Genomic DNA, 13994 nt, shown 5'->3' on the forward strand with positions numbered 1-13994 from the left:
CAATGAAGCCCGTTAAAATCTCTATACTATTCTTGTCAACATTATAGGCATTATTGTGAAAAACAGTGCTATCAGCAGCGCAACCCTAAGCTGGAATGAACAGGGCACACCTATTTCTGAGCAGTTTGATGATGTTTATTTTTCAAATCAAGATGGCTTGGAAGAAACTTTATATGTATTTTTAAAAGGCAATAATTTTCCTGAACGCTTTAACACCCATGTCCGTCCAGACTGTGTTATTGCAGAAACGGGGTTTGGTACGGGATTGAATTTTCTCACTCTTTGGCGGTCTTTTTCGCTTTTCAGGCAGGAAAATCCTGAAACTACCTTAAAACGACTTCATTACATCAGTTTTGAAAAATACCCATTAAAGCCAGCAGACCTGAAAACTGCGCACCAACGCTGGCCAGAACTTCAAGTGTTTTCTGAACAATTATGCCAGCAATGGCCCTTGGCGCTGGCGGGATGCCATAGGTTAATTCTGGATAATGGCGCGATCACATTAGATCTTTGGTTTGGGGACGTAAATGATCTATTACCAAAAATCACTGCAAATCTAACCGGAAAAATTGACGCTTGGTTTTTAGATGGTTTTGCCCCCGCCAAAAACCCACAGATGTGGAGCGAACAACTGTTCGCTGCAATGGCAAAATTTTGTCGCCCCGGAGGTACATTTGCCACTTTTACCTCCGCCGGAACAGTTCGACGAGGATTACAGGACGCCGGTTTTACTGTCACGAAGGTTAAAGGATTTGGACGTAAAAGAGAGATGCTGACCGGAATTTTGTCTCCATCAGAAAACCCGTCTCTTTCTTTATCCCACACGCCATGGTTTTCTCGCCAGGCAGCGATTCGTTTTCAAACAGCGGTTAATTCTCAAACAGCGATTCATTCTGATGATATTGCCATCATCGGGGGCGGTATTGCGAGTGCATTAACCGCACTGACTCTATTACGCCGTGGAGCCAAGGTCACATTATATTGTCAGGACGAACAACCAGCTCAGAACGCATCAGGTAATCAGCAGGGAGCCATTTACCCCCTATTGAATGGCGATAACGATCCACTGGAACGTTTCTTTACGTCAGCATTTACTTTTGCCCGCCGTCAATATGATCAACTCATCGATGAAAATGTGTTATTTGACTACCAATGGTGTGGTGTCAGTCAATTGGCTTACGATGAAAAAAGTGGCAAAAAAATCAATAAAATGCTGCAATCATCATGGCCAGAAGCCATTGCACTCGGGATGGATCGCCAACAATTAAGCCATGTAAGTGGATTGGACGTTAATCATCATGGTATTCACTATCCGCGAGGAGGATGGTTATACCCCGCACAACTCACTCAGGCGATAATAAAACGTGCTGAACAACGTGGAATGCGGGTTTATTTTAATCATAAGGTGACTCAGCTAATTCAAAATGAAAATAGTTGGCAATTGCAGGTTGAATATAAGGAAAACCTACAACACAAAAACCATGATGTGGTTATTATTGCCAATGGTCACTGTCTGCCAGAATTCGAACAAACTAAAAAACTTCCAGTCACCGCAGTTCGCGGTCAAGTTAGCCATATCCCAACCACAAGCTGCCTCAATCAACTGAAAAGCGTATTGTGTTACGATGGATACATGACGCCGGCTAATCCCAATAATCAATATCACTGTATTGGTGCCAGTTATCAGCGCCAACAATTGAATACACAATATTCTTCTACTGAACAGCAAGAAAACCGTGATCGTTTATTGAAATGTTTTCCTGAGGTCGATTGGGTACAGGAAGTTAACATTGCGGAAGAAAAGTCCCGCCAAGGTATACGATGTGTTATTCGGGATCATATGCCAATGGTTGGAAATGTTCCTGTTCTTCGTGAGATTATAGAAAAGTATGCTAATTTATCTCATCAGATGAAAACTGATGACGTTATCGAAGAGTCGCCTTGTTACCCTAATTTATTCGTGATTGGTGCGTTAGGTTCTCGTGGCTTGTGTTCCGCTCCGCTAAGTGCTGAATTATTGGCAAGTCAGATTTTTGGGGAAGCATTACCACTGGATGATGAAACATTAGCCGCCTTACATCCCAATCGCTTTTGGGTTAGAAAATTATTACGGGGCAAAACAGTTAAAACAGAAAAACCTTAAAGCAACTTATTCTTCGGCATCAGGCACCATGTATGGAAAACATAGTGCCTAATGGAAAACATAGTGCCTGATGGAAAACACAGCACCTGATGGAAAACATAGCACCTGATGGAAAACATAGTGCCTGATGCAAAACCCAGTGTCCTCATTCTCAAAAATCAGCACAGCGTTCAGGGGTGGAGATCAAACGTTTCATTGCACAGCGTTGTTCTTCAGCAAATCCGTAATCAATTTCACTTTGTAATATTTGGCGTAATGGTTCAGTAATCTGCTGAGAGTCCAAGATGTTAAATCCCAGGCTATGATAAAAAGGCGCATTCCAACTCACCTCACGAAAAGTTGTCAATGTCACGGCTTGAAGATAACGTTGTTCCGCTACTTGAACGACTTTCTCAACCAACGCCTTTCCGATACCTTTTCTCTGCCAACCTTCATGCACGGAAAGCTCCATAATATGCAGGCCATTATCTAACGGTTTAGCCAAGATAAAACCAACCGGCTGAGAACATTCATTAATGGCAACCCAGCTATTGCCTTGCGAAATATAATCCCAATGCTGCTGTTCTGTTTGCACATGACCATTGGCTATCCAAGCCAATTCCGGTATAAAACTAAACAATTTTGCAGCGGAATATTCTATTGCAAGTAATTGGCTTGCATCTGTATCTTGTGTTAAGCGAATAGAAAACATAGTTTACTCTGGCAATTACTCAATTTTACTTATTTCATTAATAGTAAAAGTAAAAAACTCAACTAAATTAAATCGTTGCTGGATTCAAAGCATAAGCCTCATTGCGGCAATAATCATACCAGAAAGACCAAACATTATTGTTACCATCCATTTAGTTTGAGAAACTATTTTCTCAGACATGCTTTCATGCAGGGATGATATTCTCTGATGTATCGATAATATATCTCCATTTGTGGAGGCGATATCCTTCTTCATGGAAGAAATATCCTCGCGCACAGAGGACATATCACTGTTCAGTGATGAGATATCTTTGCGCACAAAGACCATTTCACTGTTCAGTGATGAGATATCCTTGCGTACAGAGACCATTTCACTGTTCAGTGATGAGATATCCTCGCGCACAGAAACTATTTCATTGTTCAGTGATGAGATATCCTTGCGTACAGAGACCATTTCACTGTTCAGTGATGAGATATCCTTGCGTACAGAGACCATTTCACTGTTCAGTGATGAAATATCCTCGCGCACAGAGACCATTTCATTGTTCAGTGATGAGATATCCTTGCGTACAGAGACCATTTCATTGTTCAGTGATGAAATATCCTCGCGCACAGAGACCATTTCATTGTTCAGTGATGAGATATCCTTGCGTACAGAGACCATTTCATTGTTCAGTGATGAGATATCCTTGCGTACAGAGACCATTTCACTGTTCAGTGATGAGATATCCTTGCGTACAGAGACCATTTCACTGTTCAGTGATGAGATATCTTTACGCACAGAGACCACCTCACTGTTTAATGATGAGATATCCTCGCGCACAGAGACCATTTCACTGTTCAGTGATGAGGTATCTTTACGCACAGAGACCATTTCACTGTTCAGTGATGAGGTATCTTTGCGCACAGAGACCATTTCACTGTTCAGTGATGAGGTATCTTTACGTACAGAGACCACCTCACTGTTCAATGATGAGGTATCTTTGCGCACAGAGACCATTTCACTGTTCAGTGATGAGGTATCTTTACGTACAGAGACCACCTCACTGTTCAATGATGAGATATCCTTGCGCACAGAGACCATTCCACCATTTAACAATGATATATCGCTACGGCCAGCGCTTATTTCTTTATGAATCAATGTCCTCACAACTTCAATGTCAGCTTTTGTCGCATAGTTTGATTTTATGACCGCAACATCTGTTTTTATTTGTGCAACATCTGATTCCAGATTTTCAACTCTTTTTTCTAATGTTGTATTCATCACCTTTTCCCATGAAAACTTTAAGGAGCTATAACTCATCGATTCAGGTAACAAAAGTATTTTATTATTTGTGGTATAATATCCATATTCACTTTGGGCAGAACTGCCTTTCTGCTTCATGACATCATCTCCTGAAGTATCCTTTTCCAACCTTAAATTCTCAAGAAGAATTCATCTGTTTTTATAATGCGAGATGTTATCGATTCCTTTATTTATCCTCATCGTCTTTCAAGTGACCGCTTTGTCGGCTGTATCTTTAAATCTATCAGGTCTGGCCTGTGACTTGTCTGTATATCACTATCATGTTGTTATTTAATAACTTTAGTCACCTATTCAGGTGAAAGATTTATACCCGTCATACTTCAAGTTGCCTCTTTGTTGGCTACGCTCATTCACCCCGGTCACATAGTTATCTATGCTCCCGGGGATTCACTCCCTTGCCGCCGCGATGCAACTCGAATTATTTTGGGTATAGTCCTTCAATATATCATTACCCAAACTCTAACATTCCTCATTATTTTAATCATCAGACGTTCCACTAATAACACAATTATTTTTGAATAATAGAAAATGATTCCATTTGTTAGCCTAATAAAAAGTTATATTCCACCATTATTTCCTGGTTATTGAGAAAACCTTCCTAAGATAAAGACAAACATAGAGTTATTATTCTATTTATTATCCACACTCATTGCATTCAATATATTAACACCCTAACAATTTCAATAATAAATAAGGGGGAAACACATTCCCACATCAAATTAACTCTAAAGATATATTTGGCGTCAACTTAATAAACCACATAACTTTACTTCATATTTATGATAAAAAGATCAATAACGATTGAATTTTCGCTATTTATGATAATAATTGAGAGGTGCTCCGAATTTTTTTGTAATCGTAAATCAGTCATTACCTGATTCAGGCAGAAAAATTAAGGGCTATATCAATAGCCCTTAATTTTTTATCAATGCGTTAGGCTTTCACGCCAGCCAACAGTCTCTGCCAGGTTGCCAAAACCAACACCTGATCGGGTGGGGTGAGTTCTCCCGCTTTAATCGCTTTATGAACACTTTCTTCAACACGTTGATGAAGGTGTTCAACGGTATTTGCACCTTCTTGCTCTAATTCAGCAACAGCCAATGTTAAATGCCCACGGAGGTATCCACCAGCAAATAATTCGTCATCACTGGCATGTTCAACCATGTCATCAATTTGCGCCAGAATGTGTGTTTCAAACTCTGCGAGCATTATTTTCTTCCTCAAAATCAATTTCAATGAGCAAAAGGATCTTCCGGATAAGGAAAATGTTCTGCTTTTAGTGGCGGCGTATTGTAAAACGATTGCAGACCCTGAATAAAGCATGCTGCCCGTGTGGGTATTCCATGTTCAAGGTGTTGCATAATTTGTGCATGTACTTTTCGCTGAAAAGCAAGGCGATCCGGCTCAACATCCCCTTCGAGGTTGTCACAACTGACATTGAAAGGAAAACCCGCCGCTACGCAAAATAACCATTCCAATGCCTGCGGTTTGATTTCCACTTTTTCAAACGCTTCCTGAGTCTGGGCATCACGCCCATCAGGGCAGTACCAGTAACCGAAATCGACCCGCTTGCGGCGCTCTTTTCCCGCAATGCACCAATGCGAAATTTCATGTAACCCACTGGCATAAAAACCATGGGCAAACACAATCCGGTTATAGCTCACTTCCTCATCTGCGGGCAGATAAATCGGCTCATCATCACCTTTTATCAAGCGAGTGTTATAGTCATCGCTAAAGCAATTATTAAAAATTTCAATCAGTTGTTGATAGTGATGTGCAGTCATGAATTAATGCAATATCCCAAAATCAAAAATAAAACGCCAGCCAGGAACGGATAGTCTCTCCGTGGTGGTCATAGAGAAGTTTGATGCTCATCAAAAAAGAAATGGTCACCAACATTGGGCGGATCAGTTTTTGCCCTTTGTTCAGTACCAAACTGGCGCCGAATCGAGCACCAATGATTTGCCCGATCAACATGACAAAACCCACGAGCCACAAAACCTGCCCGCCAAGGATAAAAAAGCCCAACGCTCCCATGTTAGACGCAAAGTTCAGTACCTTGGCATGGGCGGTTGCTTTCGCCAGATTGTATCCGCAAAGCATGACATAGCCCAGCGCGAAAAAGGAACCCGTTCCCGGCCCAAACACACCATCATAAAAACCAATTCCACACCCGACAAGACAACCAAATGCCACTGGGCCAAGGCGACGTTGCCGATCTTCTGCCCCAATATTGGGTACCAGTAAAAAATAAAGACCGATGATCATCACCAATGTGGGCAATAAGTAACGCAGAAAATCCGGTGACACAAATTGAACCAGTAAAGCACCGAACATGGCGCCAACTATCGTCATGACGATCGCAAAACGCTGGGAACGCAAGTCCACTACGCCACGACGGATAAAATAAAGGCTGGCAGATAAAGAGCTACCTACAGCCTGTAATTTACTTGTTGCCAATGCCTGAACAGGAGAAACCCCTACCGATAACAGCGCGGGAATGGTTAATAACCCTCCCCCACCGGCAATGGAATCAATAAATCCCGCGACTATCGCCACACAAAAGAGTAAACCGTAAATTTCCGGTCCCAGTAATGACCATTCCATTATTCATCTCACCAGAAAACTGCTTGTCCATCATCACGATGTCTTTCGGCATCAACCAGAACGTGTCTATGCAGGTCGCTATTTTACCTACCAGCGTGGAAGCGGTGGTATCACGTCAGCACATTGCGCCCGCTGACGCAGTAAATGATCCATCAGCACTATCGCCATCATCGCCTCGGCAATAGGTACCGCACGGATACCCACACAAGGATCGTGTCGGCCACGGGTCACCATATCCACGTCTTCTCCCTGGCGATTGATTGTCCTGCCTGATACCGTAATGCTGGATGTGGGTTTCAAGGCGATATGGGCGATAATCGGTTGACTGCTGCTGATCCCGCCCAGAATGCCGCCGGCATGGTTGCTGGTGAACCCCTGCGTTGTAATTTCATCGCGGTTTTCGCTGCCACGTAAGTTTACAACACCGAAACCGTCACCGATTTCAACACCTTTCACCGCATTAATACTCATCAATGCATGAGAGATATCCGCATCCAAACGATCAAAAACAGGCTCTCCCAGCCCGGCGGGGACATTTTCAGCAACGACGGTGACTTTCGCACCAATAGAATCCCCCTCTTTTTTCAAAGCTCGCAGTAAGGCATCAAGTTGGGGCAATTGACGCTCATCAGGGCAGAAAAAAGGATTTTGTTCAACGAGTTCCCAATTTTTCAGTTCACAATGAATATCACCCATCTGGGTCAGGCAGGCACGAATGAGAATGCCATGTTTTTCGAACAGATATTTTTTGGCAATCGCCCCGGCCGCAACACGCATGGCGGTTTCACGGGCAGATGAACGCCCACCACCACGGTAATCACGCAGTCCATATTTCTGTTCATAGGTATAGTCAGCGTGACCCGGGCGGAATACATCTTTAATCGCACTGTAATCCTGTGAACGTTGATCGGTATTCTCAATCGTCAGGCCAATGCTGGTGCCTGTTGTTACCCCGTCAAAAACACCGGAAAGAATACGCACTTGATCAGGCTCACGGCGTTGTGTTGTATAACGGGAAGTTCCCGGACGACGCCTGTCCAGGTCGATTTGTAAATCGGCTTCCGTAATAGCAATGCCCGGCGGAACGCCATCCACAATACATCCCAATGCGATTCCGTGAGATTCACCAAACGTGGTAACACGAAAAAACTGCCCAATACTATTTCCTGCCATTCCTACCCTGCCATCATTATTTGTGCGTTAAAAATGAGATCGAATAACAATAACTCACCCAATGATTAAAACCTATCTTATTTCAGCAATTTTATTTGCCTTTATATCCCTCATTTTTCAGGCCACAATTTTGTGGGTTACGCTGTGACTGGATATTTATTGGATATAATTTAATGCAGTATCAGTCTTAACCATTGAGTACCAAGAAAAATGATTAATCTTTGAATTGATGGAAATATTCGTGATACTCAACTAATTGCTGGCGGGTTAACATGAAAACGCCATTCCCCCCCTGTTCGAATTCCAACCATGTAAAGGGTATTTCAGGGTACTGTCCAATCAGGTGAACCATGCTATTGCCCACTTCACATATCAGTACCCCATCTTCCGTGAGGAAATCAGGTGCAGTTGCAAGAATGCGGCAGACCAATTGCAGACCATCAACTCCCGCAGCCAATCCTAATTCTGGCTCACAGCGGAATTCATCAGGTAGATCGCTCATGTCTTCTTCATCCACATACGGGGGATTAGTGACAATCAGGTCGTACTTCATCGGTGCCATATCACGGAATAGATCAGAACTCATCGGGATCACGCGATGCGAAAGCCCATGACTCTCAATATTCTGTTCCGTAATTGACAATGCATCGGCTGAGATATCAACGGCATCCACTTCTGCTTCAGGAAATGCGTGAGCGCAAGCAATCGCAATACAGCCGCTTCCGGTACAAAGATCCAAAATAGTCAATGGTTCGTGCGGAATTAATCCGGCAAATTGATTGTTAATCAATTCACCGATGGGTGAACGAGGCACCAAAACCCGCTCATCAACATAAAATTCATGACCACAGAACCACGCACGATTGGTCAGATAAGCAACCGGAATACGCTCATTGATACGGCGAAGGACACGCTCAACAATGCGATGGCGCTCTGTTGATGTCAGACGCGATGTCATCATGGATTCTGGAATATCCAAAGGCAGATACAGCGTGGGAAGCACCAATTGCAACGCTTCATCCCACGGGTTATCCGTTCCATGACCATAAAAGATATTGGCGGCATTGAAACGGCTGGTAGACCAACGCAACATATCCTGAATGGTTTGCAGCTCTGCAACTGCCTCATCCACAAAAATCTTATCCAAGAAAACCTCCGAACGACAAAAAATGGATTAACGCGCTAGTTTGCCATGATCCTTGACACAAATCAGCTTTCTGAGCATATGAATTGTCTCAGTGAGAAATTGTGTTTATAAAAATCGGATCAAGGAAAAGAGCGTGTCAGGGGACAAAATGACTGTAATGCAGATTTATTTGCGATGGAATGAAAGAACCATCCAGCATGTACCGGATGGTCTGCCCAGCTTGTATTATCTGGTTTTTTTCACCCATAGGTAATAGCTAATCGTCAGTAATGCTATCCATACCATCCCAACGTACAATGCAATCCGGGTTCCGGGAAAGTATCCCAACACCGCAATAACAAATGCCATAAACGCAATGGTCAGGGCGGGGGCGACAGGCCATAGGGGAACAGGGAACTTAAGCTGTCTGACCTCTTCGGCGGGCATGTTACGACGCATCATGTATTGTGACAGCAGAATCATCAGCCATACCCAAACGGTTGCAAATGTTGCAATGGAGGCAATGATCCCGAATACTTTTTCCGGCAGCAGGTAGTTCAAAACAACGCCCAATAGCAAAACCCCTGACATTGCCAACACGGTGATCCACGGTACGCCATTCTTAGTCAATTGTGTGAAAGAAGCGGGAGCCTGTTTTTCTTGCGCCATGCCATACATCATCCGACCGGCACCGAAGATATCGCTGTTGATCGCTGAAATGGCAGCAGTAATCACGACAATGTTCAAAATATTCGCGGCCGAATCAATGCCCAGATTGGAGAATATTTGGACAAATGGGCTGCCGTTTTGCCCCACTTGATTCCACGGATAAATGCACATCAAAACAAACAGAGTCAGCACATAGAACAGCAAGATACGGAACGGAACGGCATTGATTGCACGTGGGATAGATTTTTCCGGGTTTTTCGCTTCACTGGCGGTAATACCAATCACTTCAATGCCACCAAATGCAAACATCACAACCGTAAATGAGGCAATCACCCCCGCAATACCATTTGGCATGAAGCCGCCATGTTCCCATAAATTTGATAAACCCGTGACATGCCCGGATTCTTGACTGAAGCCATACATCATAATGGCAAAACCACCCACAATCATGGCAATAATCGCAGCCACTTTGACGATAGAAAGCCAGAATTCCATTTCACCAAACACTTTGACATTACATAAATTTATCGCCCCGATGAAAAAGACGATACCGAGTACCCAAATCCACTGATCAACATGGGGAAACCAGAGTTTCATATAGATGCCAAATGCAGTGACGTCAGCCAGACAAACAACCAGCATTTCAAAAACGTAAGTCCATCCGGTCAAGAAACCCGCCAATGGCCCTAAGTAATGAGTGGCATAATAGGAGAAAGAGCCGGGGGCTGAACGATGTACCGCCATTTCCCCCAATGCCCGCATGACCATAAAAACGGCTGCCCCACCCATCGCATAGGCTAACAATACCGCCGGCCCCGCCGCTTTAATGGCTTCGGCTGATCCATAGAAAAGCCCTGTGCCAATGGCCGATCCCAGCGCCATAAATCGAATGTGGCGAAGACTTAACCCTCGCTTGAGTTGTGAACTGTTTTGCATGATTTATCCTTGTGACTTTTATTATTAGATTGGAAAAGATAAATACTACGATAAGGCCGGATATTGCCCGGCCTAAAACGATGTGTTTGTGTTTAGTTTTCTAAGATCTTTCCTGTGGGCAACAAGGCAGAAAGTTGCTGTTCAGCCAACAGTTGGATGGCCTCCTCAATATCAGGGGCGAAAAAACGGTCTTTATCATAATGCGCAACTTTACCACGCAGAATATGGCGGGCTTTTTCCAGTACCGGGCTGCTCTTTAATCCATGACGAAAATCCATGCCCTGACAGGCAGTCAACCATTCAATGGCTAAAATTCCGCGCACGTTATCGGCCATTTCCCACAAGCGACGGCCAGCAGCGGGGGCCATTGATACGTGATCTTCCTGATTGGCAGACGTTGGCAAGCTATCTACGCTGGAAGGATGCGCCAAGGCTTTGTTTTCACTTGCCAGCGCTGCCGCAGTGACCTGAGCAATCATAAAACCGGAGTTCACGCCGCTGTTTTCGACCAAGAAGGGCGGTAGCTGAGACATATTACTGTCCATCAGCAAGGCAATGCGACGTTCTGACAGGGAGCCGATTTCTGCCAACGCGATGGCCAGATTATCCGATGCCATCGCGACAGGTTCTGCATGGAAGTTACCGCCAGAAATCACTTCATCCTCTTCAGTAAATACCAACGGGTTATCGGAAACGGCGTTGGCCTCAACCATAATCACATCGGCAGCGTGGCGGATCTGGGTTAAGCAGGCTCCCATCACTTGTGGCTGGCAACGCAGTGAATAAGGGTCTTGAACTTTCGGACAGTTTTTGTGGGATTCGGAGAGACCGCTTTGCTCTTCCAAAACCCAACGATAGAGGGTTGCCACATCAATTTGCCCTTTTTGACCACGGGCTTCATGAATACGTGCGTCAAATGGCTTACGGGAACCAAGGGCGGCTTCAACAGACAACGCGCCACAAACAACGGCCGATGCCAGTAAATCTTCGGCGGCAAAAAGACCTTTCAAGGCAAAAGCGGTTGAAGTTTGCGTTCCATTGAGCAACGCCAGCCCTTCTTTTGCGACCAGACTAATCGGCTTGAGTCCTGCTTTTTCCAGCGCGAGTTTGGCGGGGAGCCATTCTCCACGATAGCGGGCTTTACCTTGACCCAACAATAACAGGCTCATATGTGCCAATGGGGCCAAATCTCCTGAAGCCCCCACGGAACCTTTACTTGGGATGCAGGGATAAACCTCCGCGTTAACCAAAGCAACCAAACTCTGAATGACTTCCAGCCGAATGCCAGAATAACCACGGGCCAGGCTGTTGATTTTCAATACCATAACCAATCGGACAATGTCATCCGACAAAGGTTTACCCACTCCCGCTGCATGTGACATTACGATAGAACGTTGCAACTCTTCCAAATCTTGTTCTGCAATGCGGGTATTTGCCAGTAAGCCAAAACCGGTGTTGATACCGTAAGCGGTTCTGTTTTCACTGATGATGCGATTTACACAAGCAACACTGCTTTCTATGGCAGGGAAGCATTGCTCGTCCAGACTTATGTGCACAGGATGCTGATAAACATGACGTAACGCTTCAAGCGTCATTTTTCCCGGATGAATAGTAATATTTCTCATATCAATAACGCTCCTTATTTTGCATCAATCATTGGCAGGTTCAGACCCTGTGCTTTCGCACACTGGATAGCCAGCTCATAACCCGCATCAGCATGTCGCATAACGCCTGTTGCCGGATCGTTGTGTAATACACGGGCAATGCGTTCTGCGGCTTCATCAGTGCCATCGCAGACAATTACCATGCCGGAATGCTGCGAGAACCCCATGCCGACACCACCGCCATGATGCAGGGAAACCCATGTCGCGCCGCTGGCTGTGTTTAACAAGGCATTCAGTAGAGGCCAGTCTGAAACCGCATCAGAACCATCCTGCATGGATTCAGTTTCACGGTTGGGACTGGCTACAGAGCCAGAATCCAAATGGTCACGACCAATGACGATGGGTGTAGAAAGTTCTCCACTGCGTACCATTTCATTAAAGGCCAATCCCAATTTGGCGCGATCCCCCAGCCCTACCCAGCAAATACGCGCCGGCAAGCCTTGGAAACTGATGCGTTCTCTCGCCATATCCAACCAGCGGTGTAAATGGGTATCATCAGGCAACAGCTCTTTTACTTTGGCATCGGTTTTATAGATATCTTCAGGATCACCGGAAAGGGCTGCCCACCGGAAAGGCCCGATACCACGGCAGAACAGAGGACGAATGTAAGCGGGAACAAATCCGGGAAAATCAAAGGCATGTTCAACACCTGATTCTTTCGCCATTTGACGGATATTATTACCATAATCGAAAGTCGGCACGCCCTGCTTCTGGAAGGCCAGCATGGCTTCAACATGCACCGCCATTGAGGATTTTGCCGCCTGAATCACGGCCTCTGGTTCAGTTTCAGCGCGGCGGCAATAGGCTTCCCATGTCCAGCCTATTGGCAAATAACCATGTAAGGGATCATGGGCGCTGGTTTGATCCGTGACCATATCAGGACGAACGCCACGGCGTACCAGCTCAGGCAAGATCTCTGCCGCGTTGCCGCACAATGCGACTGAGACGGCTTTACCTTCATGGGTATAGCGCTGAATACGTGCCAAAGCATCATCCAGGTCAATAGCCTGCTCATCCACATACTTGGTACGCAGACGAAAATCGATGCGGCTTTGCTGGCATTCTATGGTCAGTGAAGATGCACCTGCCAATGTTGCGGCTAATGGCTGTGCGCCTCCCATGCCACCCAGACCCGCCGTCAATACCCAGCGTCCGGTTAAACTGCCGTTGTAATGCTGGCGTCCGGCTTCCACAAAAGTTTCGTAAGTCCCTTGGACAATGCCCTGACTGCCAATATATATCCAGCTCCCCGCTGTCATCTGGCCATACATCGCCAGCCCCTTGGCATCCAATTCGTTGAAATGTTCCCACGTCGCCCAATGTGGAACTAAATTCGAATTTGCGATTAATACCCGTGGGGCATTTGCATGTGTTTTGAAAACGCCCACGGGTTTGCCTGACTGCACCAGCAAGGTTTCGTCATTTTCCAGATTTTTCAGCGTCTCAACGATTTTTTCATAACTTGCCCAATTTCTGGCTGCGCGGCCGATCCCGCCATAAACCACTAATTCATTCGGGTTTTCAGCCACATCAGGATCAAGGTTGTTCATCAGCATACGGAGAGGGGCTTCCGTCAGCCAACTTTTTGCTGTGAGTTGTGTTCCTCTAGGGGCACGGATAATGACGTTGCGGAATTTATTATTTTGTCTCGTCACGATTTTTCCTATTTCATCTTGATGT

At 45.1% G+C, this 13994-nt stretch carries 11 protein-coding genes; 1 reads left to right on the forward strand and 10 read right to left on the reverse strand.

Annotation, left to right across the window (positions count from 1 at the left end):
* The first annotated feature begins 55 nt into the window (after positions 1 to 55).
* Complete coding sequence (gene mnmC / locus Xbed_RS07265; RefSeq protein ID WP_086112259.1) at positions 56 to 2143, forward strand: bifunctional tRNA (5-methylaminomethyl-2-thiouridine)(34)-methyltransferase MnmC2/FAD-dependent 5-carboxymethylaminomethyl-2-thiouridine(34) oxidoreductase MnmC1; 2088 nt, start codon at positions 56 to 58, stop codon at positions 2141 to 2143.
* Between the two features lie 151 nt (positions 2144 to 2294).
* Here the strand turns inward: mnmC and Xbed_RS07270 are convergent, their stop codons facing one another.
* From Xbed_RS07270 to hutU, 10 genes are all read right to left on the reverse strand, one after another.
* Positions 2295 to 2834: a GNAT family N-acetyltransferase gene (locus Xbed_RS07270; protein ID WP_086112260.1), complete on the reverse strand. Its 540-nt coding sequence runs from the start codon at positions 2832 to 2834 to the stop codon at positions 2295 to 2297.
* An 84-nt stretch (positions 2835 to 2918) separates the two neighbouring features.
* Entirely contained in the window at positions 2919 to 4217 is a 1299-nt protein-coding gene (locus Xbed_RS19965) for a coiled-coil domain-containing protein (RefSeq protein WP_086112261.1), read from the reverse strand.
* An 855-nt stretch (positions 4218 to 5072) separates the two neighbouring features.
* Positions 5073 to 5348: a YfcL family protein gene (locus tag Xbed_RS07285; protein WP_086112263.1), complete on the reverse strand. Its 276-nt coding sequence runs from the start codon at positions 5346 to 5348 to the stop codon at positions 5073 to 5075.
* A 23-nt stretch (positions 5349 to 5371) separates the two neighbouring features.
* Positions 5372 to 5923 (reverse strand): elongation factor P hydroxylase, encoded by a 552-nt coding sequence (locus tag Xbed_RS07290; RefSeq protein ID WP_086112264.1) that lies wholly within the window; start codon positions 5921 to 5923, stop codon positions 5372 to 5374.
* 22 nt (positions 5924 to 5945) lie between these two features.
* Complete coding sequence (locus Xbed_RS07295) at positions 5946 to 6746, reverse strand: sulfite exporter TauE/SafE family protein (RefSeq protein ID WP_086112265.1); 801 nt, start codon at positions 6744 to 6746, stop codon at positions 5946 to 5948.
* An 87-nt stretch (positions 6747 to 6833) separates the two neighbouring features.
* Entirely contained in the window at positions 6834 to 7919 is a 1086-nt protein-coding gene (gene aroC, locus Xbed_RS07300; RefSeq protein WP_086112266.1) for a chorismate synthase, read from the reverse strand.
* Positions 7920 to 8133: 214 nt separating this feature from the next.
* Complete coding sequence (gene prmB / locus Xbed_RS07305) at positions 8134 to 9066, reverse strand: 50S ribosomal protein L3 N(5)-glutamine methyltransferase (RefSeq protein ID WP_086112267.1); 933 nt, start codon at positions 9064 to 9066, stop codon at positions 8134 to 8136.
* 225 nt (positions 9067 to 9291) lie between these two features.
* Positions 9292 to 10650, reverse strand: a complete 1359-nt coding sequence (locus Xbed_RS07310; protein WP_086112268.1) for an amino acid permease — start codon at positions 10648 to 10650, stop codon at positions 9292 to 9294.
* 92 nt (positions 10651 to 10742) lie between these two features.
* Positions 10743 to 12275, reverse strand: coding sequence for a histidine ammonia-lyase (gene hutH / locus Xbed_RS07315; protein WP_086112269.1), 1533 nt, complete (start codon positions 12273 to 12275; stop codon positions 10743 to 10745).
* Between the two features lie 14 nt (positions 12276 to 12289).
* The gene (gene hutU, locus Xbed_RS07320; RefSeq protein ID WP_086112270.1) at positions 12290 to 13969 is read right to left on the reverse strand and encodes a urocanate hydratase; all 1680 of its coding nucleotides are present in this window, start codon (positions 13967 to 13969) and stop codon (positions 12290 to 12292) included.
* Between the last annotated feature and the right edge of the window lie 25 nt (positions 13970 to 13994).

The sequence above is a fragment of the Xenorhabdus beddingii genome, from assembly GCF_002127545.1.
GTDB classification, from domain to species: domain Bacteria; phylum Pseudomonadota; class Gammaproteobacteria; order Enterobacterales; family Enterobacteriaceae; genus Xenorhabdus; species Xenorhabdus beddingii.

What these genes read in the sequence shown, in the direction of transcription:
- Xbed_RS07270 (WP_086112260.1), bottom strand. Translation starts at nt 2,834, where the DNA reads ATGTTTTCTATTCGCTTAACACAAGATACAGATGCAAGCCAATTACTT.
- Xbed_RS19965 (WP_086112261.1), bottom strand. Translation starts at nt 4,217, where the DNA reads ATGAAGCAGAAAGGCAGTTCTGCCCAAAGTGAATATGGATATTATACC.
- Xbed_RS07285 (WP_086112263.1), bottom strand. Translation starts at nt 5,348, where the DNA reads ATGCTCGCAGAGTTTGAAACACACATTCTGGCGCAAATTGATGACATG.
- Xbed_RS07290 (WP_086112264.1), bottom strand. Translation starts at nt 5,923, where the DNA reads ATGACTGCACATCACTATCAACAACTGATTGAAATTTTTAATAATTGC.
- Xbed_RS07295 (WP_086112265.1), bottom strand. Translation starts at nt 6,746, where the DNA reads ATGGAATGGTCATTACTGGGACCGGAAATTTACGGTTTACTCTTTTGT.
- aroC (WP_086112266.1), bottom strand. Translation starts at nt 7,919, where the DNA reads ATGGCAGGAAATAGTATTGGGCAGTTTTTTCGTGTTACCACGTTTGGT.
- Xbed_RS07310 (WP_086112268.1), bottom strand. Translation starts at nt 10,650, where the DNA reads ATGCAAAACAGTTCACAACTCAAGCGAGGGTTAAGTCTTCGCCACATT.
- hutH (WP_086112269.1), bottom strand. Translation starts at nt 12,275, where the DNA reads ATGAGAAATATTACTATTCATCCGGGAAAAATGACGCTTGAAGCGTTA.